Origin of the sequence: Massilia scottii (genome assembly GCF_030846495.1) — a bacterium.
Classification (GTDB): Bacteria; Pseudomonadota; Gammaproteobacteria; order Burkholderiales; family Burkholderiaceae_D; genus Telluria_A; species Telluria_A violaceinigra.
In genome coordinates this window covers 122,631-144,108 of sequence record NZ_JAVCWM010000007.1, presented here as the reverse complement: position 1 = coordinate 144,108, position 21,478 = coordinate 122,631, and the positions used below count along the sequence as shown (strand labels likewise).

At 64.0% G+C, this 21,478-nt stretch carries 20 protein-coding genes and 1 other RNA gene; 11 read left to right on the top strand and 10 right to left on the bottom strand.

Annotated elements, in window-relative coordinates:
• Positions 1-2: 2 nt before the first annotated feature.
• The 7 genes from RBA41_RS11875 to RBA41_RS11845 form a co-directional block, all read right to left on the bottom strand.
• Entirely contained in the window at positions 3-632 is a 630-nt protein-coding gene (locus RBA41_RS11875; RefSeq protein WP_306624019.1) for an ANTAR domain-containing response regulator, read from the bottom strand.
• A complete protein-coding gene (locus RBA41_RS11870) occupies positions 629-1,018 on the bottom strand; it encodes a response regulator (RefSeq protein WP_306624017.1) in 390 nt (129 codons plus the stop codon). Before RBA41_RS11870 ends, RBA41_RS11875 begins: the two co-directional genes overlap by 4 nt.
• Entirely contained in the window at positions 1,011-3,527 is a 2,517-nt protein-coding gene (locus RBA41_RS11865) for an ATP-binding protein (protein ID WP_306624015.1), read from the bottom strand. The genes RBA41_RS11870 and RBA41_RS11865 overlap by 8 nt, the downstream gene beginning before the upstream one ends.
• A 63-nt stretch (positions 3,528-3,590) precedes the next feature.
• Positions 3,591-4,055, bottom strand: a complete 465-nt coding sequence (locus tag RBA41_RS11860; RefSeq protein WP_306624013.1) for an EVE domain-containing protein — start codon at positions 4,053-4,055, stop codon at positions 3,591-3,593.
• Between the two features lie 97 nt (positions 4,056-4,152).
• Positions 4,153-4,333, bottom strand: a non-coding RNA gene (ssrS, locus tag RBA41_RS11855) — 6S RNA.
• Positions 4,334-4,377: 44 nt separating this feature from the next.
• Positions 4,378-4,689, bottom strand: coding sequence for a cell division protein ZapA (locus tag RBA41_RS11850; protein ID WP_306624011.1), 312 nt, complete (start codon positions 4,687-4,689; stop codon positions 4,378-4,380).
• Positions 4,686-4,895 carry a DUF904 domain-containing protein gene (locus tag RBA41_RS11845; RefSeq protein ID WP_374709544.1) on the bottom strand — a complete coding sequence of 70 codons (210 nt, stop codon included), beginning with the start codon at positions 4,893-4,895 and terminating at the stop codon, positions 4,686-4,688. Before RBA41_RS11845 ends, RBA41_RS11850 begins: the two co-directional genes overlap by 4 nt.
• A 503-nt stretch (positions 4,896-5,398) precedes the next feature.
• Between RBA41_RS11845 and groES the strand changes: the two genes are divergently transcribed.
• Together groES and groL are read left to right on the top strand one after the other, a co-directional pair.
• Entirely contained in the window at positions 5,399-5,689 is a 291-nt protein-coding gene (gene groES, locus RBA41_RS11840) for a co-chaperone GroES (protein ID WP_054264305.1), read from the top strand.
• 77 nt (positions 5,690-5,766) lie between these two features.
• Complete coding sequence (groL, locus tag RBA41_RS11835; RefSeq protein WP_306624009.1) at positions 5,767-7,413, top strand: chaperonin GroEL; 1,647 nt, start codon at positions 5,767-5,769, stop codon at positions 7,411-7,413.
• 90 nt (positions 7,414-7,503) lie between these two features.
• On the opposite strand, the gene RBA41_RS11830 is transcribed toward groL, so the two are convergent.
• Positions 7,504-7,941 (bottom strand): OmpA family protein, encoded by a 438-nt coding sequence (locus RBA41_RS11830; RefSeq protein WP_306624007.1) that lies wholly within the window; start codon positions 7,939-7,941, stop codon positions 7,504-7,506.
• Between the two features lie 399 nt (positions 7,942-8,340).
• Here RBA41_RS11830 and RBA41_RS11825 point away from each other — a divergent pair, with 399 nt between their 5' ends.
• Entirely contained in the window at positions 8,341-8,970 is a 630-nt protein-coding gene (locus RBA41_RS11825) for a 2-hydroxychromene-2-carboxylate isomerase (protein ID WP_306624005.1), read from the top strand.
• A 39-nt stretch (positions 8,971-9,009) separates the two neighbouring features.
• The gene (locus RBA41_RS11820; RefSeq protein ID WP_306624003.1) at positions 9,010-9,534 is read left to right on the top strand and encodes a hypothetical protein; all 525 of its coding nucleotides are present in this window, start codon (positions 9,010-9,012) and stop codon (positions 9,532-9,534) included.
• An 18-nt stretch (positions 9,535-9,552) separates the two neighbouring features.
• On the opposite strand, the gene RBA41_RS11815 is transcribed toward RBA41_RS11820, so the two are convergent.
• Both RBA41_RS11815 and RBA41_RS11810 read right to left on the bottom strand, forming a co-directional pair.
• Positions 9,553-11,397 (bottom strand): glucokinase, encoded by a 1,845-nt coding sequence (locus RBA41_RS11815; RefSeq protein ID WP_306624001.1) that lies wholly within the window; start codon positions 11,395-11,397, stop codon positions 9,553-9,555.
• Positions 11,397-13,037 carry an alpha-amylase family glycosyl hydrolase gene (locus RBA41_RS11810; RefSeq protein WP_306623999.1) on the bottom strand — a complete coding sequence of 547 codons (1,641 nt, stop codon included), beginning with the start codon at positions 13,035-13,037 and terminating at the stop codon, positions 11,397-11,399. The genes RBA41_RS11815 and RBA41_RS11810 overlap by 1 nt, the downstream gene beginning before the upstream one ends.
• Before the next feature lie 335 nt (positions 13,038-13,372).
• Here RBA41_RS11810 and RBA41_RS11805 point away from each other — a divergent pair, with 335 nt between their 5' ends.
• The 7 genes from RBA41_RS11805 to RBA41_RS11775 all read left to right on the top strand — a co-directional run bounded on the left by RBA41_RS11805 (position 13,373) and on the right by RBA41_RS11775 (position 21,406).
• Positions 13,373-14,935, top strand: a complete 1,563-nt coding sequence (locus tag RBA41_RS11805; protein WP_306623997.1) for a POT-type proton-dependent oligopeptide transporter — start codon at positions 13,373-13,375, stop codon at positions 14,933-14,935.
• Between the two features lie 65 nt (positions 14,936-15,000).
• Positions 15,001-15,462 (top strand): cache domain-containing protein, encoded by a 462-nt coding sequence (locus tag RBA41_RS11800; RefSeq protein WP_099875436.1) that lies wholly within the window; start codon positions 15,001-15,003, stop codon positions 15,460-15,462.
• A gap of 196 nt (positions 15,463-15,658) precedes the next feature.
• The gene (locus RBA41_RS11795) at positions 15,659-16,627 is read left to right on the top strand and encodes an ABC transporter substrate-binding protein (RefSeq protein ID WP_306623995.1); all 969 of its coding nucleotides are present in this window, start codon (positions 15,659-15,661) and stop codon (positions 16,625-16,627) included.
• A gap of 12 nt (positions 16,628-16,639) precedes the next feature.
• On the top strand, positions 16,640-17,461 hold the full coding sequence (locus tag RBA41_RS11790) for an ABC transporter permease (protein WP_306623993.1): 822 nt from the start codon (positions 16,640-16,642) through the stop codon (positions 17,459-17,461).
• Position 17,462: 1 nt separating this feature from the next.
• Positions 17,463-18,260: an ABC transporter ATP-binding protein gene (locus tag RBA41_RS11785; protein ID WP_306623992.1), complete on the top strand. Its 798-nt coding sequence runs from the start codon at positions 17,463-17,465 to the stop codon at positions 18,258-18,260.
• A gap of 45 nt (positions 18,261-18,305) precedes the next feature.
• Positions 18,306-20,078, top strand: coding sequence for a sensor histidine kinase (locus RBA41_RS11780; RefSeq protein WP_306623990.1), 1,773 nt, complete (start codon positions 18,306-18,308; stop codon positions 20,076-20,078).
• 5 nt (positions 20,079-20,083) lie between these two features.
• On the top strand, positions 20,084-21,406 hold the full coding sequence (locus tag RBA41_RS11775) for a sigma-54-dependent transcriptional regulator (RefSeq protein ID WP_306624280.1): 1,323 nt from the start codon (positions 20,084-20,086) through the stop codon (positions 21,404-21,406).
• Positions 21,407-21,478 lie beyond the last annotated feature (72 nt).

Here is a 21,478-nt window from a genome sequence, read left to right as displayed (position 1 = left end):
TGTTACTTCTGTGCACGTCCACCGATCAGGTTCAGCGCTTCGGTCGCTTGCAAGACGTCGCCGGCGACATCGTTGAGCTTTCGCTGGTGCGAACGGGCATGCTCGCGCAGGGTGCGGAAGGCGGTCTCGCGATCGGTTTTGTTACGCTCCATCAAAATGCCCACCGCCATGCCGACTTCCCGCCCCTGCTGCAGGGCCAGGGTGAGCCGGCTTTCGCTGCCGCGCAGCTCGCGCAGCTCGTCGGCGCGCGCCAGTCCCGCCTGCACGCTGGGCACGATGCGCGTGATATCGATCGGCTTGACCAGGTAGCCGACGGCGCCGCCGTCGATGGCCGCGCGCACGGTGGCCTGGTCATCCTCGGCCGACAGGAACATGACCGCGATGGCGCCGTGCGCCTGCAGCTGCTCTGCCAGTTCCAGGCCGGACATGCCGGGCATGGACACGTCCAGCAGCGCCAGGTCGGGTGCGCGCGCGCCGCTGGCCAGCAACTCGAGCGCCATCGCCCCGCTGGTGGCGACGCGCACCTCGTAGCCGGCCAGGGTCAGCACGCGGTTGAGCAATCCCAGGATCAGGACATCGTCGTCGACCAGCAGCAAGGCGCGCCTGGCGGCGCCGGAGGCAGGCAGGCTCATGGATGGCTCCCACGTTCGATCTTGCCCAGCACCTCGGCGATCCGCTGCGCCGAGTAAGGCTTGACGACGAAGCCGGCGGCGCCGCCCCGGATCGCCGCCATCACATTGTCGACCGCGCTGTGGGCGCTGACGATGACGCAGGCGCAGCCGGGACGGTGCTGGCGTGCCAGCGCCAGCACCTCGAGGCCGCTGAAGCCGGGCATGTCGATATCGAGGAAAGCCAGGCCGACCGCGGCGCCGCCGGTGCGGATCAGCTCGACTGCCTGCTGGCCGTCGGAGGCGTACACGAAGTCGCGATAGCCATGCTCCTTCAAGACCATCGCCAGCAGACTGCGCATGGCGCCGTCGTCGTCGGCGATCATCACCGTCAACGCATGCTTATTCATCATCGCCTCCTTGGGGTACGGCGGGCGCCAGCAGGCGCCGCACGTCATCGAGCTGTTGCAACTGTACCAGCAAGCCGGCGCCAGCGGCAGGTTCGCCGTCCAGCAAGGCGCGTTCCAGCGCGCCGGCCAGTTCGGTCACGCGCGGGTAGCCGAAACTGCCGGCGCTGCCCTTGAGCATATGCGCCAGCGCGGCCGCCTCGGCCGCCTCGCCAGCCGCGAGGTGGCCCGCAATCTGCTCCAGGCGCGTCACCAGGCCGGCTTCGAAGCGGGCCCGGATCTCCGCGAACACGGCCAGCTGGGCCGGCGACATGGCCGGGGCCGGCGCTGCCGGCACGGCCGGCAGCAGTTGCGCCAGCAACAGGCCCAGGGCCGTGAAATCGATCGGTTTGCCCACGCAGTGCGAGCAGCCCGCCGCCAGGTAGCGTGCCACATCCTCGGTCATGATATTGGCGGTCAGCGCCACCACCGGGATCCCCACCCCGGCCGCGCGCAGCAGTTCGGTCGCCGTCACCCCATCCATGAGCGGCATCTGGATATCCATCAGGATCAGGTCGAAGCTGCCGGCCAGGGCCATCTCGACCGCGCGCGCGCCGTTCTCGGCCATCTCGCAGTGCACCCCCAGGCGGCTCAGGAAGGCGCCGATCAGGGCCCGGTTGTCCGGCCCATCCTCGGCCAGCAGCACGCGCCCGTGCAAGGCCGGCGGCGCCCCCGCGGCGGCGGCGGCGGGCGACGCCGGCGGCGCCGCGCCGGCCAGCCAGGGCGTGCCGTCCTGCGCGCGCGCCAGAATGCCCACCTCGAACGCCGAGCCCTGGCCCGGCTCGCTCGACACCTGGACCGCGCCGCCCATCCTGGTGGCCAGCTGCTGCACCAGATACAAGCCGAGCCCGGTGCCGCCATACTTGCGCGTCGTATCCAGGCCGGCTTGCTGGAAAGGCGCGAACAGTCTGGCGCACTGCTGCGGCGACATGCCGATGCCGGTGTCGAGCACCTTGCACACCAGCCGCGCCGGGTCGTCCTCGTACCATAAGTCCAGCTCCACGCCGCCCAGTTCGGTGAACTTGATGGCATTGCTGCACAGGTTGAACAAAATCTGCTTCCAGCGCGTCGGATCGCCCACCACCTGCGCCGGAAACGGATAGCGCACCCGCGCGCCAAAGCCGATGCCTTTGCTGTGCGCCTGGGCACCCATCATGGAGTCGATCTCGGCAACGATCTGGACCGGGGAAAACGCCACCTGCTCGAGGCCGAGCCGGCCGGCCTCGATCTTGGCGATGTCGAGGATATCGTTGATCACGCTGAGCAGATGCTGGCCATTGCGCAGGATCACCTGGCCGGCTTCGCCGCGCTGCGCGGGCTCGTCCGCCGTGCCCAGCAGCTCGGCAAACCCGATGATCGCGGTCAGCGGGGTACGCACTTCATGGCTCATCATGGCCAGGAAGTCGGACTTGGCGCGGTTGGCGGCATCGGCCTTGTCCATCAGGTGGCGGGTCAGCGCGAGGTCGCGTTCGCGCCGCTGCAACAGGCGCAACAGCACCACGGACGCGCCCGCCACCGCCAGGCTGGCCAGCGCCGCCAGCAGGATGCGGGCTTCATTGAATTCACGCCAGCGCGCCAGCATCAGCGTTTCGGTGATGGTGAGGTTGACGATCAGCGGGTAATTCTCCACCAGGCGCGGCGCGCCCAGGCGCGTGACGTTCTTGCGATCCTGCGAGAAGCGCGGCGCCGAGGTCAGGATCACGTCATCGCTTTTGTGCATCTGCTCGATCACCTGGTAGGACGAGCCGCCCCGGTTGATCTGGCCCATCAGCGCATCGACGTGGGGCCAGCGCGCCAGCAGGGTAAAGTCGCGCCGGTACAGCGAAATGCTGGCGCCCTCGCCGAGCGTGATGCGCTGGTAAAAGTCGCTCAGCGAGGCGCAGGAGAAACCGGCCAGCACAATGCCGATAAATTCGCCCCTGGGGCCATTCAGGCGGCGGCTCAGGTAAAAGGTCCACTCGCCGTTACCCTTGTTGCGCACCGGCTTGCTGAAAAACATGCCCTGCCCGGGATTGCGCAGATGCGCCGTGAAGTAATCGCGGTCGGCCAGGTTGATGGCGGGCGCCGGCCAGGAGCGGGTGAAATTGACCACGTCGCCATTGGCCGCGACGATGGTGACCACGTCCACCTGGGGCAGGCCGCGCACCTTGTCGCGCATGCTCAGAAACACGGCCTGGCTGCTCATGCGATCGCGCAAGCTGGCATCGCTGTCGGCCCCGGCGGTCTGCACCGAATCGGCGACGCTGTCGAGGACCAGGGATGCGGATGTCACTTGCTGCCCGATGTGTTCGGCCAGCACCAGCGACAGATTGCTCAGTTGCTTGCGCCATTCCTTGATGGTCTGTTCGCGCGCTGTCCAGCTGGCTGCGCCAAGCGAGGCAAGGATGGCCAGCACCAGAAACCCGCCAAACAGCGAAGCGATATGGCTGGCACGGAACCGGTAGCGCGGACGTTCGCTGTTTTCGGGGGGCATGAATACACCATAGCATTGCCGCCCCGGCCGCGGCACACCCTGTTGCCGATAAGGTACAGCTTGCTAAGTCCGGCCGAGCAAGGCGTCGATGACATGCCATTCGTGCGGCTCGACCGGCATGACCGACAGGCGGCTGCCCTTGGCCAGCAGGCGCATGCCGGCCAGCGCGGGAATGGTGCGCAGCTCTTTCAGGCTCAGCAGCGCGGTCTTGCGCACGGCGCGCACGTCGACGCTGATCCAGCGCGGCTGTTCGCGGGTGGCCTTGGGGTCGTAATACGGACTGGCAGGGTCGAACTGGGTGGCGTCCGGATAAGCGTTCGAGCACACCTCGACGATGCCGGCGATGCCCGGCTCGGCGCAGCTGGAATGGTAGAACAGCACCAGGTCGCCTTCGCGCATGGCGTCGCGCAGGAAATTGCGCGCCTGGTAATTACGCACGCCGAACCAGGCCAGCGTGCGATCGGGCGCGGCCAGCACGTCGTCGATACTCACTTCGTCCGGTTCGGACTTCATCAACCAATAAGCCATGTATGCCACTCCATCGGCGCGTCGCCATTGGCGGACAAAAGCGCGCGCCCATAAAAAAACGGTTGCGCACCGAATGCTTGCAACCGCTTATGAAAATCAGAGCCCCGCCTGTGCCGTTTTTGCCGGCATCCCGAACCTAATGGTTCAAGGTGGTCGCAGTTAGTCCAATTTCGGGTTCGTCGGACAAGCGACGCTCACTCCCATCGAACAAAATTCCGCAACCGGTGCACATAAATGGTTCAAGGAATATATGGCAATCGCGAACACCGCAGGGTGAGACGGAGTTTACTCCGATGTGCCGTCATGTCAAACGAAATTAGCCTCAGAACAGATTTTCCTGGGGGGTCAGGGCGTTATCGAGGACCGTGTGCATGTCGCCGAGTTTCTGCTTGACTTCCAAAATCGACATTTCGGAAAGCGGTCCTTGCGGCGTTTTCACCGACAGGAATTCAGCGGCCACGCTGAGCGCGGCCATGACGGCGATGCGATCATTTCCCTTGACCTTGCCCGAATCGCGCAAGCCGCACATTTTCCCGTCAAGATAGCTCACCGCTTCCAGCAAGGTGCGCTCCTCGCCCTCCTTGCACATGAGGCGGTACGCGCTTCCCATGATGGTGACATTGAGCTCGGTCATTGTGCAACCTCATCATGCTGTACAAGCGGCGCAGCCGGTGCGTTCGGATCGGGCATTTGCGAGAGCAAGGTTTCGAGCCGGCGCTGCACTTCGTGCATGCGCCCCACGCATTCCTCGTTTTCGGCGCACAGCGCCATGTTCGACTGGCGCAGTTCGGCATTGGTCTGGCGCAGTTGCGCGTTCTCGCTGCGAAGTGAGAGGGTCAACGCGGCAAGCCGGTCAATTTTGTCGGATAGTTCGTCGAATTCAGAAATCATCCCGTAACTATAGGGGTGTGAAGGAAAGTCCGTCAACCGAATCAGTAACAGGGGTGGACGATTGATGTAAGGGGATGTAATAGCGCCCGGCCGAATCGGCCGCGGCCGGGCCGATTCATCACCGCCTTTTCCCACGGAGCGCAAACCGGAAGTCGCGCCGGCATATCCGCCGCATGCCGTAACCGCACCAGCGCGCACCGTTGAGATCTCTCCAGTTTAAGGCGCCGCGGCGGGCCCGCGGTTTGCGCCAGATCAAGCTCGTCTGTTAAATAGTCAACAGGACGCCTTGAAAAACACCTTGACCGTCCCTATAATTAGCACTCGTTAGTAGAGAGTGCTAACAACTCTTTCTAGTCTCCGCGGCAACACCGCGAGACATGTTGAAACACCGGGAACGCCTGTGGCGGTCCTGACCAATAGCTACTAAACCACTGAATATTAAGGAGTTTTGCATGAACCTTCGCCCATTGCACGATCGCGTTATCGTCAAGCGTCTCGACCAGGAAACCAAAACTGCGTCCGGCCTCATCATTCCTGACGCAGCTGCTGAAAAACCGGATCAAGGCGAAATCTTGGCTGTCGGCAACGGTAAAGTCCAGGATGACGGCAAAGTACGCGCGCTGGAAGTGAAAGTCGGCGACCGCGTCTTGTTCGGCAAATACTCCGGCCAAACCGTCAAAGTCGACGGCGAAGAGCTGCTGGTGATGCGTGAAGAAGACATCATGGCCGTCCTGGTCAAGTGATTCTCAACTAGTCCGCGCACGACCTTTCATTAAGAATTCCACGCGATAGAAATCTACGCACAACGGAGAAAATAAACATGGCAGCTAAAGATGTAGTATTCGGCGACGCAGCGCGCGCCAAAATGGTTGAAGGCGTCAATATCCTGGCCAACGCAGTCAAAGTCACCCTGGGCCCGAAAGGCCGCAACGTGGTGCTCGAGCGCTCGTTCGGCGCGCCGACCGTCACCAAGGACGGTGTATCGGTCGCCAAGGAAATCGAACTCAAAGACAAGCTCATGAACATGGGCGCGCAAATGGTCAAGGAAGTTGCTTCCCGCACCAGCGACAACGCCGGCGACGGCACCACCACCGCGACCGTGCTGGCACAAGCCATCGTGCGCGAAGGCATGAAGTTCGTTGCCGCCGGCATGAACCCGATGGATCTGAAGCGCGGCATCGACAAGGCAGTTGCCGCCACCGTCGAAGAGCTGGCCAAGATCGCCAAGCCATGCACCACCACCAAGGAAATCGCCCAGGTTGGCGCGATCTCCGCCAACTCGGACTACTCGATCGGCGAGCGCATCGCTGAAGCGATGGAAAAAGTCGGCAAGGAAGGCGTTATCACCGTTGAAGACGGCAAGTCCCTGAACGACGAACTCGACATCGTCGAAGGCATGCAGTTCGACCGCGGCTACCTGTCGCCGTACTTCATCAACAACCCGGACAAGCAAGTTGCCATCCAGGATAGCCCGTTCGTCCTGCTGTGCGACAAGAAGATCTCGAACATCCGCGATCTGCTGCCGATCCTGGAACAAGTCGCCAAAGCCGGCCGTCCACTGCTGATCATCGCGGAAGACATCGAAGGCGAAGCACTGGCCACCCTGGTTGTGAACAACATCCGCGGCATCCTGAAAACCTGCGCAGTCAAAGCCCCAGGCTTCGGCGACCGTCGCAAGGCCATGCTGGAAGACATCGCTGTCCTGACCGGCGGCCAGGTGATCGCTGAAGAAGTCGGCCTGACCCTGGAAAAGGTCACCCTGGCAGAACTCGGCCAAGCCAAGCGCGTTGAAGTGGGCAAGGAAAACACCATCATCATCGACGGTGCCGGCCAGGCGGAAGCGATCGAAGCGCGCGTCAAGCAAGTGCGCGTCCAGATCGAAGAAGCAACTTCGGACTACGACCGTGAAAAACTGCAAGAGCGCGTTGCCAAGCTGGCAGGCGGCGTTGCAGTGATCAAGGTTGGCGCAGCCACCGAAGTCGAAATGAAAGAAAAGAAAGCACGCGTTGAAGATGCACTGCACGCAACCCGCGCTGCCGTGGAAGAAGGCATCGTTCCTGGCGGCGGCGTTGCCTTGCTGCGCGCTCGTGCCAACATCAAGGTCAAGGGCGACAATCCTGACCAGGAAGCCGGCATCAAGATCGTCCTGCGCGCCATGGAAGAGCCACTGCGCATGATCGTTCAAAACGCTGGCGAAGAATCGTCGGTGGTTGTTGCAGCAGTGTTGGCCGGCACCGGCAACTACGGTTACAACGCAGCGAACGGCACCTACGGCGACATGGTCGAAATGGGTGTTCTGGATCCAGCGAAAGTCACCCGTTCGGCACTGCAAAACGCAGCCTCGATCGCTGGCCTGATGCTCACCACCGACGCCATGGTATGCGAACTGGCTGAAGACAAGCCAGCTGGCGGCATGGGCGGCATGGGTGGCATGGGCGGCATGGGTGGCATGGACGGCATGATGTAATTGCCTGATACGGAGCGCGGCTGGTCCGCCTCCGCTGTCACCGAACAGCCTGCAAGGTCCGCGCCTTGCAGGCTTTTTTACGTCTGTATATTAGTGCTCGGCGGCTCCGGCGCGCGGCCCCACCAGCTGCACCTCGACCCGGTTATTGCGGGCGCGCCCTTCGCGCGTGTCGTTGCCGGCGACGGGCAGGCGCTTGGCCTTGCCTTCGGTGTAGATGCGGATGCGCTCGAATCCTTTGTCGGCCAGGTATTTTTTTACCGCTTCGGCGCGCTGGACCGACAGCGTCTGGGCCCTGGCGTCGCTGAGCAGCGCATCGGTGTGGCCGATGGCCATGATCAACTCCGGCTCGAGTTCGCTGCTCTTGCTGACCACCTGGTCGAGAATCGATACCGCATCGGCCGACAGGCGCGCGCTGCCGCTGTCGAAAAATACTTCGGTCGCGAACTGGACCTTGGCCGGTTCGGCGCGCACGATGGCCGGCAGCGCACACGCCATGCAAACCGCAAGCGCGGTCAAAATGTGCCGCATAGCAAACACCTTCCCCGAGTGAAGTGGAGCGACGACTGTAACGCGAACTTGCCTGATTGACAAGCTATATGCTCCGGTCCGGGTAGGAATGCCATCCCTGGCGGCGGGCGCTGGTATGCTGGCGTTTTGCATGAGGAGCGCGCATGGTGGATTCTCTGGTTCCCCTGGCGGCCAGGATGGAGCCGCTGCGCGGTTTCGTGGCGGTCGGGCGGCGCATGAGCATCTATCCAAGCCACGCTGGCCTACATGCATCCGCCGGCCGCCAGCCCGTTCAACGATGCCTGCGAACCGCCGCCCGGCCAGCCATGGCAGAACTACGACGCCGCCCGGCGTGCCGCCGCGCGTGAGCATCGAAGCGCGCTGCCTCGTGATTTACGATTAACCGTGCAGGGAGACGCCATGCTTACCAATGATCCGCAGATCGAATTCTGGTTCGATTTCGGCAGCAATTACAGCTATCTGAGTACCATGCGTATCGAGGCGCTGGCCGCCGCGCAGGGCGTGCGCGTGCTGTGGAAGCCATTTTTGCTGGGGCCCGTGTTCAAGACGCTGGGCTGGACCACGTCGCCGTTCGTGCTGCAAAAGGAAAAAGGCGCCTACGTGTGGCGCGACATGCAGCGCCAGTGCGATAAATACGGCTTGCCGTGGACGCAGCCGGGCACCTTTCCGCGGCGCGCGCTGCTGCCGCTGCGCGTCGCCCTGCTTGGTGCCGGCGAAGCGTGGATCGGCGCGTTTTGCCGCCGCATCATGCAATGCAATTTCGTCGAGGACCGCGAGATCGATGACGCGGCCCTGGTCGGCGAGGTGCTCACCGCGCTGGGCCTGGACGCCGCCGCCCTGATCGCCGGCGCCGGCACCGACGAAAACAAGCTGGCCATGCGCGACCAGGGCGAGCAAGCCATGCGGCGCGGCGTGTTCGGCGCGCCGATGTTCTTCGCCCGCGGCGAGATGTTCTGGGGAAACGACCGGCTGGAGGATGCCCTTGCGTGGGCCGCTGGCCATGTTGCTCCCCGTATAGTTTTGGCGTAGTATGACCACAACATCAACGTGCCTTTGCAGCCCACATCTATGTCCGGATCGTCGAAAAAAGTAGTCCTGCTGTTTGCCATGATCGCCCTGGTCGCCGCGGGCGCCGTGGTGTACCACAGGTACCATGAATCGGCCCATGCGCCGACCGCGGTTGCCGCCAGCGCCAGGCCGGCGGCGCAGATGGCGCGCACCAAGGCGCAGGCGATCGATGCGCTGATGGCGCTGCCGGAACTGAAAGCCTGGTCGGCGCATATCGAGAAAGCCTCGGGCGGAACCGCGCATGGTGCGGTGCTCGACGACGAGACCGCGACGAAGGTCATCGACGGCAAAAATTACTGGACCCTGAGCTTCGTCGAAAACAGCAAGGATGCGGCGCATCGCTGGGAGACTTTTCTGGTTGCCGCCACAGGCGACGAGATTCTGGTCGACGACATGAACGACGAGCGCCAGCTGACGCTGGCCCAGTGGCGCGCCGAAACGCGCCCGATGGAGCGCATTGCTAAAGATGCAGTGCCCGCGCCAACCGAAACTGGCCCGGCTCCGGTTCCGGCTCCGCCGCCTTGATCGATGCCGGCGGGTGCCCTACCCGCCCAGGTGCGAAATCTGCGTGTGGCGGTTGCCGCCGTCGGGCTGCCCATCGGCGCCGAGCGAAATCCCGACCGACAGAATATCGATCAGCAGCAGCTGCATGATCCGCGAGATCATCGACAGGAAGCTGGTGCTGTCTTCGGCATGATCGACCGCCAGGCACACCGTGGCCTTCTTGGCCAGGGGCGAGCCGCTGCTGGTCATCGCAATCACATCGGCGCCGGCGGCGCGCGCCGCATCCACGGCGGCCAGCAGTTCGGGCAAGCGCCCGGAATTTGAAATCGCAATGACCACATCGCCCGGCTTGAGCAGTTCGGCCGCGAGCGTGAACAGGTGCGAGTCGCCGTACGAGGCGGTCGGAATGCGGAAGCGGAAAAACTTGTGCTGGCCGTCCAGCGCCACCACCCGTGAATTGCCCATCGCGTAAAACTCGACCCGGTGCGCGTGGGTCAGCAGTTCGATGGCGCGGTCGAGCGCGCGCACGTCGAGCTGGTCGCGGAACTTGAGGATCGCCGAGACGGTGTTGTCGATCACCTTGGCCGAGACGTCATGCGTGCTGTCGCCGCCGCGCACCTGGCTGTGGCGCACGGGAATGGCGCCGGTCAGGCTGCTGGCGAAACGCAGCTTGAAGTCGGCCAGGCCCAGGAACCCGAGCGAACGGCAGAAGCGGATCACGGTCGGCTGGCTCACTTCCGCCAGGCGCGCGATATCGGCAATCGGTTCGTTAAGTACAAGGCGCGGCTGCTCCAGTACCAGGCTGGCCACGCGCTGCTCGGCGGGCGTCAGTTCGTGCTGCAGATGCTGGACGCGCTCCATCAGCGTATTGGCGCCGCTGCGCCCGCGCAGGTGCTCCGACAAGATCGTCGCCACGCCGTGGAAGGCCGGATTGGGCGTGGTGATGACGTAGGTGGGAATATCGGCCAGGTAGGTCGAGAAACGTCCCTTGGCCTCGAAGCGGCTGCGAAACGGCGAACCGGCAAACAGCTCGCCCATGCGCGGCACGATGCCCCCGCCAATGAAGATGCCGCCGAACGCGCCCAGGGTCACCGCCAGGTTGGCCGCGGCGCCGCCCAGCATGCCGCAGAAGCACTCGATCACCTCCAGGGACAGCGGGTCCTTGTCGTCGATGGCGCCGGCGATGATCTCGGGCGAGGTGCGGGCGGCAGCCGCCACGCCGTTGCGCTGCGCCAGCGCGCGGTAGATGATTTCCATGCCGGGTCCGGAGATCAGGCGCTCGTTCGAGACGTGCGGCCACTCCTTCCAGGCAAACTGCAGGATCGCGAATTCGCGCTCGTCGGCCGGCGCGAAATTGACGTGCCCTCCTTCGCTGCCGAGCGTGACAAAGCCATCGACCGTGGGAATCACGCCCGACACGCCCAGGCCGGTGCCGGGACCGAGCACGCCGATGACGGCATTGCCGGCCGCCGTGCCGCCGCCGACCTTCATCAGGTCGTCCGGCGTCAGGCCCGGCAGCGCCATCGCCAGGGCCGTGAAGTCGTTGACGATCAACAGCGTATGCAGCCCCAGTTCGCGCCGCACCGCGTCGGTGGAAAACTCCCAGGCGCGGTTGGTCATGCGCACCTGGTCGCCGTTGACCGGGTTGGCGACCGCGAGCGCCGCGTGGTTCAGCACCATGCCCGCATGGTCGGCCAGGTAAAAACGCAGCAGCGCCACGATGCCCTCGAAGTCGTCGCACTTGAGCACCCGCACCGAGCGAAATACGCCGGGCGCGGTCTGCAGCGCGAAACGCGCATGGGTCGCGCCGATGTCGGCCAGCAGGCGCGGGCCGTCGGCAAAGGCCGTGCGGCCGAATTTTTCGGGATCGGGCTGGTCGTTCATCAGTTCTTGGTACCGAACCAGGCGCCATAGGCCGGCAAGGTCAGCGTGCTGCCTTCGGCGCTGCCATGCAGGCCGTGGCCGATCATCGAAACCGCATCGAGGGCGTCGGCAAACTCGTAGGTGACGGGGTCCGGTCCGAGGTTGAACACGGCCAGCACGCTGGCGTGGCCGGCCAGGTCGCGGCGCAGCGCCAGGACCGGTTCGGGCGCGTCGAAGAAGACGATCTCGCCGCGCGTGAGCTGCGGCTGCTGGCGGCGCCAGGCGATGATGCGGCGCGCGAAATTGAGCGGCGAGTCCGTATCGGTTTCCTGTGCGCTGGCGGCCGATGCGATGTGTTCTTCCGCCACCGGCAGCCACGGCGTGCCGGTGGTGAAGCCGGCGTTGGGCAGTTCGGCGGTCCAGGGAATCGGCGTGCGGCAGCCGTCGCGGCCCTTGAACTCGGGCCAGAAGGTGATGCCGTACGGGTCCTGCAGCAGCTCGAACGGCACGTCCGCCTCGGTCAGCGCCAGTTCGTCGCCCTGGTACAGGCACGGCGTGCCCTTGAGCGAGAGCTGCATCGCCAGCACCAGCTTGGCCAGCGCATGGGTCGGCGCGGCGCCGCCCCAGCGCGTCATGACGCGGATGCTGTCGTGGTTACCGACCGACCACGAGGCCCAGCCGCCCTTGACGCGCGCCTCGAATTCTTCGACCTGGCGCCGCACGTGGCCTGCCGAGAATTCAGGCGTGAGCAGATTGAAGCTGTACGCCATGTGCAGCTTGTCGCCGTCGGCGGTGTAGTCGGCCATGACGCCGAGCGCATCGTCCGCGCCCACTTCGCCGATGGCGACCGCACCGAATTCGTCGAGCAGCACGCGGATCTTCTGCAGAAAGGCCAGGTTCTCCGGACGCGTCTTGTCGTAGACGTGAGCCTGCATGCCGTACGGGTTCACGTCGGTGACGGTGGAAGTGTCGCGGCTGGTGGCGGCGGGGTTACTGCGCAGTTCAGGATCGTGGAAGTGGAAATTGCAGGCGTCCATGCGCACGCCGTCCACGCCGCGCGCCAGCCAGAAGCGCAGGTTGTCCAAGTGCGCCTGCTGCACCTCGGGATGGTGGAAATTCATGTCCGGCTGGCTGACCAGGAAGTTATGCAGGTAGTACTGCTTGCGCCGGCTGTCCCACTGCCACGACGAGCCGCCGAACACCGACAGCCAGTTATTCGGCGGATTGCCGTCCGCGAGCGGGTCGGCCCACACGTACCAGTCGGCCTTGGGATTGTCGCGGCTCTTGCGGCTCTCGCTAAACCACGGGTGGATGTCGGCGGTGTGCGACAGCACCTGGTCGATCATGATCTTCAGGCCCAGGCTGTGCGCTTTGGCGATCAGCGCGTCGAAGTCGTCGAGGGTGCCGAACATCGGGTCGACGTCGCAGTAATCGGCCACGTCGTAGCCGAAGTCCTTCATCGGCGACGTAAAGAACGGAGAGATCCACACAATGTCGGCGCCCAGGCCGGCGATGTAGTCGAGTTTTTCGGTAATGCCGGGCAGGTCGCCGATTCCGTCGCCATTGGTATCACGGAAACTGCGTGGATAAACCTGATAAATGACGGCCTCACGCCACCATGGCGTATTTTGTTCGGAGTGCAGCGAAATATCTTTGTTCATGATGGGCGCCCATGTGAGTTTTTGTACATAATATACATCAATCTAAGCGATTTTACAATTTAGAGAACAAAACGATAAAATCGAGAAATTTCCTTTTGTTTCAATAACTTATGCCAAATGCATCGGCACTGGCGCAATGGATTCAGTAGTCAAACTACAGCCATGTCAGGCAAGCATCGGCACCATTGTAACTACGCGGCCGGGGACTGCGCGCGGCGCACCGCCACGATGAACGATACCTATTGCCAGCCTCCGGGCTTGGGCTTAGCATCCCATCTGTTTAAATAGTGGGAGTACCCATGTCGCAGTTGGATAAAGAAAACGGAAACGGGCCGATGCCCCGTCAGATTCCGTACATCGTGGGCACCGAGGGATGCGAGCGATTCAGTTTTTACGGGATGCGCAACATCCTCACCCCCTTCCTGATCAGCACCCTGCTGCTGTTCATGCCGGTCGCCGACCGCGCCGGCGAAGCCAAGCACGTGTTCCACACCTTCGTCATCGGTGTGTATTTTTTCCCGCTGCTGGGCGGCTGGCTGGCCGACCGCTTCTTCGGTAAATACGACACCATCTTCTGGCTCAGCCTCGTGTACTGCGCGGGCCACGCCTGCCTGGCGGTCTTTGAAGATAGCCTCAAGGGCTTTTACTTCGGCCTGTTCCTGATCGCGCTCGGCTCGGGCGGCATCAAGCCCCTGATCTCGTCGTTCGTGGGCGACCAGTTCGACCAGACCAACAAGAACAAGGCGAGAATCGTCTACGACGTGTTCTACTGGATGATCAACTTCGGTTCCTTCTTCGCGTCGCTGCTGATGCCGATCTTCCTGCGCGACTACGGGCCTGCCGTCGCTTTCGGCATTCCGGGTGCGCTCATGTTCGTGGCCACGATGGTGTTCTGGATGGGCCGCAAAAAATACATCCACGTTCCGCCCGCCCCGCCCGATCCGGATTCGTTTACCCGCGTGGCACGCACTGCCCTGCTGGCGCACAAACCCGGCCAGGCCCGCACCGGCCTCGGGGTGGCCCTGTTCGGCGTAGCCGGCGCGGTGGCTTCGCTGGCCATGTCGCCGCAGTGGGGCTTCGTCATCGCCGCCTGTACCGCGCTGGTATTGCTGCTGGCGTTCGGCGGCATCGGCACCTCGATGCAGCTCGAGCGCGCGCGCGGCCTGCACCCGGACGTGGCCGTCGACGGCGTGCGCGCCGTGCTGCGCATCCTGATCGTGTTCGCGCTGGTGACACCGTTCTTCTCGCTGTTCGACCAGAAGGCGTCGACCTGGATCGTGCAAGCCAATTCGATGATCCCGCCCACCCTCAGCATGTTTGGCCGCGACTTCACGTTCGTACCGGCCCAGATGCAGGCGCTCAATCCGCTGCTGGTGATGATCCTGATCCCGTTCAACAACCTGGTGCTGTACCCGGCCCTGCGCAAGATGGGCGTCGAACCGACTCCGCTGCGCCGCATGACGACCGGGATCGTGTTCTCGGCGCTGTCGTGGATCGTGATCGGCACCCTGCAGGTGCAGATGGACGGCGGCACGCCAACCTCGATGGCATGGCAGGTCCTGCCTTACGCGCTGCTCACCTTCGGCGAGGTCCTGGTATCGGCCACCGGCCTCGAATTTGCCTACAGCCAGTCGCCGCCATCCATGAAGGGCGTGATCATGGCCTTCTGGTTCCTGGCCACCACCGTGGGCAGCCTGTGGGTCCTGATCGTCAACGCCAGCGTCAAGAACGACGCGGTGGTCGCCAACATCGCCACCAGCGGCTTTAGCGTCATCGCCTTCCAGATGTATTTCTTCGCCGGGTTTGCGTTCGTGGCCGCCGCCGTCTTCGGCTGGTACGCGACACGCTATAAGATGATGGATAACTACCGTTCCGACGCCGCACCGGCCAAGGCGTAAAAACTGGCCGTATGAAGGCGGGGAGGCTGCCAGCTTCCCCGCCCGACAACGATAAGGGGATCATCATGCGTAAATTGTTCCAGATAGCGTTAATGTGCTGCGCCGCCGTGTTTTGCACCAGCAGTGTCGCCGCCAGCGACCATGGCAGCGCCGAGGAAGCCAAGGCACTGGTGCAGAAGGTGATCGCCTACATGAAAGCGAATGGCCGCGAAAAGACCATCGCCGAAATCAACGACATGCAAAGCACGCGCTTTCGCGACCGCGACCTGTACGTGACCATCAACGACATGACCATGAAGAACCTGGCGCACGGCGCCAATGCCAAGATGCAGGGCAAGGACCTGATCGACCTGAAGGACGCCGACGGCAAGTCGTTCATGCGCGAGCGCCTCGACCTGGTCAAGGCCAAGGGCAAAGGCTGGCAGGATTACAAATTCGTCAACCCGGTCACCAAGCAGATCGAACCGAAGTCGATGTACTTCGAAAAATACGAAGACCTGATCATCAACTGCGGCATCTACAAGTAAGTACGCACTCCGGGCGCCGCAGCCGTGGCGCCCATCCCCTCGCGCGCGGTTTTCCGCACGCCGCAGTGTCCCCGTTCCGGATTTTCGCCAGTTTTCGTCCGTCTCCTTGCCGCTGTGCCCGTGCGGGCAGCACCAGCGCCGCTGGCACGAAAGATGCAATAGACATGGTGTAGCTAAACCATAACGGAGACGAAAAATGAAAACCATCCACCACCTGATCCTGGCGGCTGCCGCCCTGTCCGCGTCCGCTCAAGCAGCCGACAATGTCGTCAGGCTCGGCAACCTCAAATTCGCCCATTACGGCGCCGTCTCGTACATCAAGGAGATCGCGCCCAAGTGCGGCATCAAGGTGGAAGAGAACATGTTCGCCAAAGGCCCCGACGTGATGCAGGCGATCCTGTCGGGAGACCTCGACGTCGGCGCCACCGCATCGGAAGCGGCCATTTCCGGCCGCGCCAACGGCGCTCCCATTTACATCGTGGCCGGTTTCGCTAAAGGTGGCGCGCGCCTGGTCGCGCGCCCCGACGGCGGCATCAAGTCGGTCAAGGACCTCAAGGGCAAGAAGGTCGGCGTGACGCGCGGCGGCATCCATGAAGTGCTGCTGTACGCGCAACTGGCCAAGCATGGCCTGACCTGGTCCGATTCGGCCGGCAAGGACGTGCATGTCATCTACCTCGCATTCGCGGACCTGAACCAGGCGCTGCTCGGCAAGAACCTGGACGCGATCATGCAAAGCGAGCCGCAATCGTCGCAAGCGATCAACAAGGGCTTCGGCATGGAAGTGATGAAACCCTACGACACCCCGATCGGCGAGCCGGTACGCACGCTGGTCATGAGCGAAAAATTCTACAAGGAGAACCGCGCCACCGCGGCCAAGTTCATGAGCTGCTTCGTCCAGGCCACCAAGCTGTTCATCGATAACAAGGCGGCCGGCGAAAAATACGTGCGCGAATCGATGTTCAAGAACCAGATCACCAAGGACGATTTCGACGACGCGATCGCCAACTCGCCCTACACCTACGACGTCAGCATCGAGCATATCCAGACTACCACCGACGTGATGGCTAAAACCGGTACCGGCAAGATGCGCACGCCGCCGCTCGCCAAGGACTGGGTCAAGACCGACCTGCTCGACCAGGCCAAGAAGTCCCTGTCCGTCCAATAAGCGGAGGCATTCATGACCCAAGCTACATGGCGCGAAAGCGCCGTTGGATTCGTCGTACCTGTCGTCATCATCGCCTTGTGGCAGGCCGGCGCGATGCTGGGGGTGATCAACCCCCAGGTGCTGCCTTCACCGTGGGCGGTGCTGCTCAAGTGGATCGAGTATGCGCTGCCTTTGAGCGCCTACGACCCGGCCGCCGGCTCGCGCCTGGCGTGGATGTTTTCGGGCGAACTGCTGATCGACACCATGGGCAGCATGTACCGCGTGGTGGTCGGTTTCGTCATCGGCGCCGGGCTGGCCCTGCCGCTCGGGCTGGCGATGGGATCGAGCCGCACCATGTACGCATGGCTCAATCCCCTGATGCAGGTGCTGCGCCCGATTCCGCCGATCGCCTACATTCCGCTGGCGATCCTGTGGTTCGGCCTTGGCAACGCACCGGCAGTGTTCCTGATCGCCATCGGCGCGTTCTTCCCGGTGCTGATGAATACCATCGCCGGGGTGCGCCAGGTCGACAGCATCTACATCCGTGCCGCGCGCAACCTGGGCGCCAGCCAGAGCACCATGTTCCTGCGCGTGATGCTGCCGGCCGCCGTGCCGTACATCCTGTCCGGCGTGCGGATCGGGATCGGTACCGCGTTCATCGTCGTCATCGTCTCCGAGATGATCGCGGTGAACAACGGGCTAGGCTTCCGCATTCTCGAAGCGCGCGAATACTTCTGGTCCGACAAAATCGTCGCCGGCATGATCAGCATCGGCCTCCTGGGCCTGGGCATCGACATCGCCATGAATAAACTGAACAACCATTTGCTGCGCTGGCACCGCGGCCTGGAGAGCTGACATGACTTCCTCACACATCGACGTTGCGAACGTCAGCAAGATATTCAACGCCGGCGAGCGCGAAGTGACCGCCCTGCGCGACATCAACCTGCACATCCCGGACGGCCAGTTCGTCTGCCTGCTGGGGCCATCGGGATGCGGAAAATCGACCCTGCTCAATGCCATCGCCGGCTTTTCGCTGCCATCGACCGGCGAGATCCACGCCAATGGCGCGCGCGTGACGTCCCCCGGCCCGGACCGTGGCATGGTGTTCCAGGAGTACGCCCTGTTCCCCTGGATGACGGTCGAAAAGAACATCGGCTTCGGTCTCGGGATCAAGGGCATGGAACCGGCCGCGATCGATCAGCGCGTCGGCGCCCTGCTGGAGATGCTGTCGCTGTCGGATTTCCGGCATCGCTTTCCCAAGGACCTGTCGGGCGGCATGCGCCAGCGCGTGGCGATTGCGCGCGTGCTGGCGCTCGACTCGCCCATCATGCTGATGGACGAACCGTTCGGCGCGCTCGACGCCCTCACCCGGCGCAACCTGCAGGACGAGCTGCTGCGCATCTGGGCCGACCTGAAAAAAACCATCGTGTTCGTCACCCACAGCATCGAAGAGGCGATCTACCTGGCCGACCGCATCATCGTGATGACCTACCGGCCGGGCACCGTCAAGCGCGACATCATCGTCGAACTGCCGCGCATGCGCGATCCATCGTCGGCGGCCTTCAATGAACTCAAGCGCGAGCTGGGGGCACTGGTGATGGAAGAGCAGCAGCGCCACCACAACGATGAAATAAGGATGGCGGCTGTCGACTGAGCGTGCGCGTGCAGTAGAATCGTGGCCACTCACCGTGGGCCGACCATGCACGTAAAACGACAACTCGCCTGGCTCCTCGCGCTGCTCGCCAGCGCGGGGCTGGTTGCGGCCACCTATCACTGGGCGGCGCGCCAGGGCGGCGCCGACGAACTCGAACGCGGCGCGCGCCAGCTGCAGCTGATGGCGCCCGAACTGGAATCGGCGCTCGACAAGTTCGAAACCCTGCCCTACGTCGTCGGCCTGCAGGAAAACGTGGCCGCGCTGCTCGCCCAACCCGGCGAGCGCGCGCGCATCGACCAGGTCAACCGCAGCTTCAAGGCGATCGCCCGCCAGTCGCGGGTGGGCGCCATTTACCTGATGGACCGCGCCGGCAACACGATCGCCGCCAGCAACTGGGACCTGCCGCTCACCTTCGTGGGCAGGAACTTCGGCTACCGTCCGTATTTTCGCGAAGCGCTGGCCGGGCGCGCCGGGCGCTTTTACGGCATCGGCAGCACCACCAGCGAACCCGGTTACTTCATCGCCCAGCCGGTGATGGTAGGCGCCACCGTGAGCGGCGTGGTCGCGGTCAAGATCAGCCTCGACGAGTTTGAACGCAACTGGGCCGGCGCCGAGGACGCCATCGTGCTGGCCGACCGTGCCGACGTGGTGTTCCTGTCCAACCGGCCGCAATGGAAGTACCGCAGCCTGCGCCCCCTGAGCGCCGCTACCCAGCGCGAGCTGGCCAGCACCGACCAATACGCGCGCCGCACCATCACCCGCATCGAGGGGCAGCCGGCGCCGCATGCCGCGCGCAAGACCGGCCCCCTGGGGTGGCAACTGATGCTGTTTCCCGCGCCGGGCCGGGTGCAGCGCGTGGCGGCCCTGTGGGCACTGGCAGCCGCCCTGGTCGCGGCCAGCGCCATCGTCGCCGCCTGGGCCATGTACCAGCGCCGCCGCCGGCTCGAAGAACGCCAGGCCGCCAACGCGGCATTGCAGCGCGCGGCCGGCGAACTCGATGTGAAACTGGCCGAGCGCACCGCGCTGCTGCGCCAGGCCAACGACAACCTGGAAGCGCGCTACGCCACCCTGAAACAAACCGAACATGTGCTGCGCTCGACCCAGGACCAGCTGGTCCAGGCGGGCAAGCTTGCGATGCTGGGACAGATGGCGGCCGGCGTCACGCATGAACTGAACCAGCCGCTGGCCGCGATCCGTGCGTTTGCCGACAACGCGCGCACCTTTCTCGAACGCGGGCAGCAAGCGCAGGCCAGCGCCAACCTGACCCACATCAGCGACGCCAGCGCGCGCATGGGCGCCATCATCGGCCAGTTGAAGGGCTTCGCGCGGCGTAGCGACGCCGTGGCGACGGTCGACATCGCCCAGTCCCTCGCCGCCTCGGCATTTTTGCTGCAGGGCGAATTCAAACGTTTGGGCGTCGCGCTGGCGCTGCCGCCGCCGGTTCCCCTGCTGATCACCGGCGACGCCGTGCGCATCGAGCAGGTGTTCATCAACCTGCTGCGCAATGCGCTCGACGCCGTCGACGATGCAGCCGTACGCGACGTGTCGGTCACGCTCGCGCAGCAGGATGGCTACGCCGTGGTGCGCATCGCCGACAGCGGACCGGGCATGTCCGACAGCGTGGCTGCCCACCTGTTCGAGCCATTTTTTACCACCAAACCATCGGGCAAGGGCCTCGGGCTCGGGCTCGCGATATCATCATCGATCGTGCAAGCCATGAACGGACGGCTCGAAGGCAGCAACCGCCCCGGCGGCGGCGCCCAGTTCGAGGTGCGCCTGCCGCTGCCGGGCAGGGAAAACGACGAGGGGAATGAATGAAGATCATGCAAGCCATCCTGGTGGAAGACGAAGCGCCGCTGCGCCTGGCCACCACCCAGACCCTGGAGCTGGGAGGCTTCGGCGTGCGCGCCTTCGCCAGCGCCGAAGAAGCCGGGGCGGCGCTGGACGCGGCTTTCGATGGCGTGATCGTCAGCGATGTCCGCCTGCCCGGGCGCTCCGGCCTCGACCTGCTGGCGCAGGTAGTGGCGCTGGACGCGGAACTGCCGATGATCATGGTGACCGGCCATGGCGACGTGGCGATGGCGGTCGGCGCCATGCGCGCCGGCGCGTACGACTTCATCGAAAAACCGTTCGGTGCCGAACGCCTGTTAGATGCGGTCCGGCGCGCGCAGGAGCGGCGCAGCCTGGTGCTGGAAAACCGCCGCCTCAAGACCGCGTGGGCGCTGCATCCGGATACGCCGCAGCTGGTGGGACGCTCCGACGCCATCGAACGGCTCAAGGTCTTGGTGCGCAATATCGCGCCGGCCGGCGTGGACATTCTGATCAACGGCCAGACCGGCACCGGCAAGGAAGTCGTCGCGCGCCTGATCCACGCTGCCAGCGCGCGCAAGGGCAATTTTGTCGCGATCAATTGCGGCGCCCTGCCCGAATCGGTGTTCGAGAGCGAGATGTTCGGACACGAGGCCGGTGCGTTTACGGGCGCGCACAAACGCCGCATCGGCAAGCTCGAATACGCCAACGGCGGCACCCTGTTCCTCGACGAGATCGAGAGCATGCCGATGGCGCTGCAGGTCAAGCTGCTGCGGGTGCTGCAGGAACGCCGGCTCGAGCGCCTGGGCGGCAACGAGGCGATTGCGGTGAACTTTCGCATCATCGCGGCCAGCAAGGCCGACCTGCTGGAACTGAGCGCTGAGGGCCGCTTTCGCGAAGATCTGTACTACCGCATCGGCGTGGCCACCATCGACCTGCCGCGCCTGAACGAACGGCGCGACGACATCGCGCCGCTGATGGCGCACTTCACGCAGGATGCGGCGCAGCGCTACGGGCGGCCGGTGCCGCAGTGGAGCAGCCAGCAAATGAGCCAGTGGCAGGCCGCGGAGTGGCCGGGCAATGTGCGTGAGCTGCGTAACTTCGCCGAGCGGCTGGTGCTTGGCATCGTCGCGGCGCCGGCGCCAGTCGTGGTTGCCGCGCCCGGCGCCGCCTTGAGCCTGCCGCAGCAGCTAGACGCCTATGAGCGCGAGCTGATCGCCAACGCGCTCGACGCGGTGGACGGCAATGTATCGACCGCCGCCGACCAACTCGGCGTGCCGCGTAAAACCCTGTACGACAAGCTCAAAAAATATCAGCTGGCGCCCGGCAAAAGGTAATCTGAAGATGTAATTTCACTACAAAGTCACCGATAATATGCAAAAATCGGGGGCTTGGACGAAATCGGGGTG

Excerpts from the sequence above, each read along its gene's own strand:
- RBA41_RS11875 (WP_306624019.1), bottom strand. The coding sequence starts at position 632 with ATGAGCCTGCCTGCCTCCGGCGCCGCCAGGCGCGCCTTGCTGCTGGTC.
- RBA41_RS11870 (WP_306624017.1), bottom strand. The coding sequence starts at position 1,018 with ATGAATAAGCATGCGTTGACGGTGATGATCGCCGACGACGACGGCGCC.
- RBA41_RS11865 (WP_306624015.1), bottom strand. The coding sequence starts at position 3,527 with ATGCCCCCCGAAAACAGCGAACGTCCGCGCTACCGGTTCCGTGCCAGC.
- RBA41_RS11860 (WP_306624013.1), bottom strand. The coding sequence starts at position 4,055 with ATGGCTTATTGGTTGATGAAGTCCGAACCGGACGAAGTGAGTATCGAC.
- RBA41_RS11850 (WP_306624011.1), bottom strand. The coding sequence starts at position 4,689 with ATGACCGAGCTCAATGTCACCATCATGGGAAGCGCGTACCGCCTCATG.
- groES (WP_054264305.1), top strand. The coding sequence starts at position 5,399 with ATGAACCTTCGCCCATTGCACGATCGCGTTATCGTCAAGCGTCTCGAC.
- groL (WP_306624009.1), top strand. The coding sequence starts at position 5,767 with ATGGCAGCTAAAGATGTAGTATTCGGCGACGCAGCGCGCGCCAAAATG.
- RBA41_RS11830 (WP_306624007.1), bottom strand. The coding sequence starts at position 7,941 with ATGCGGCACATTTTGACCGCGCTTGCGGTTTGCATGGCGTGTGCGCTG.
- RBA41_RS11825 (WP_306624005.1), top strand. The coding sequence starts at position 8,341 with ATGCTTACCAATGATCCGCAGATCGAATTCTGGTTCGATTTCGGCAGC.
- RBA41_RS11820 (WP_306624003.1), top strand. The coding sequence starts at position 9,010 with ATGTCCGGATCGTCGAAAAAAGTAGTCCTGCTGTTTGCCATGATCGCC.
- RBA41_RS11815 (WP_306624001.1), bottom strand. The coding sequence starts at position 11,397 with ATGAACGACCAGCCCGATCCCGAAAAATTCGGCCGCACGGCCTTTGCC.
- RBA41_RS11810 (WP_306623999.1), bottom strand. The coding sequence starts at position 13,037 with ATGAACAAAGATATTTCGCTGCACTCCGAACAAAATACGCCATGGTGG.
- RBA41_RS11805 (WP_306623997.1), top strand. The coding sequence starts at position 13,373 with ATGCCCCGTCAGATTCCGTACATCGTGGGCACCGAGGGATGCGAGCGA.
- RBA41_RS11800 (WP_099875436.1), top strand. The coding sequence starts at position 15,001 with ATGCGTAAATTGTTCCAGATAGCGTTAATGTGCTGCGCCGCCGTGTTT.
- RBA41_RS11795 (WP_306623995.1), top strand. The coding sequence starts at position 15,659 with ATGAAAACCATCCACCACCTGATCCTGGCGGCTGCCGCCCTGTCCGCG.
- RBA41_RS11790 (WP_306623993.1), top strand. The coding sequence starts at position 16,640 with ATGACCCAAGCTACATGGCGCGAAAGCGCCGTTGGATTCGTCGTACCT.
- RBA41_RS11785 (WP_306623992.1), top strand. The coding sequence starts at position 17,463 with ATGACTTCCTCACACATCGACGTTGCGAACGTCAGCAAGATATTCAAC.
- RBA41_RS11780 (WP_306623990.1), top strand. The coding sequence starts at position 18,306 with ATGCACGTAAAACGACAACTCGCCTGGCTCCTCGCGCTGCTCGCCAGC.
- RBA41_RS11775 (WP_306624280.1), top strand. The coding sequence starts at position 20,084 with ATGCAAGCCATCCTGGTGGAAGACGAAGCGCCGCTGCGCCTGGCCACC.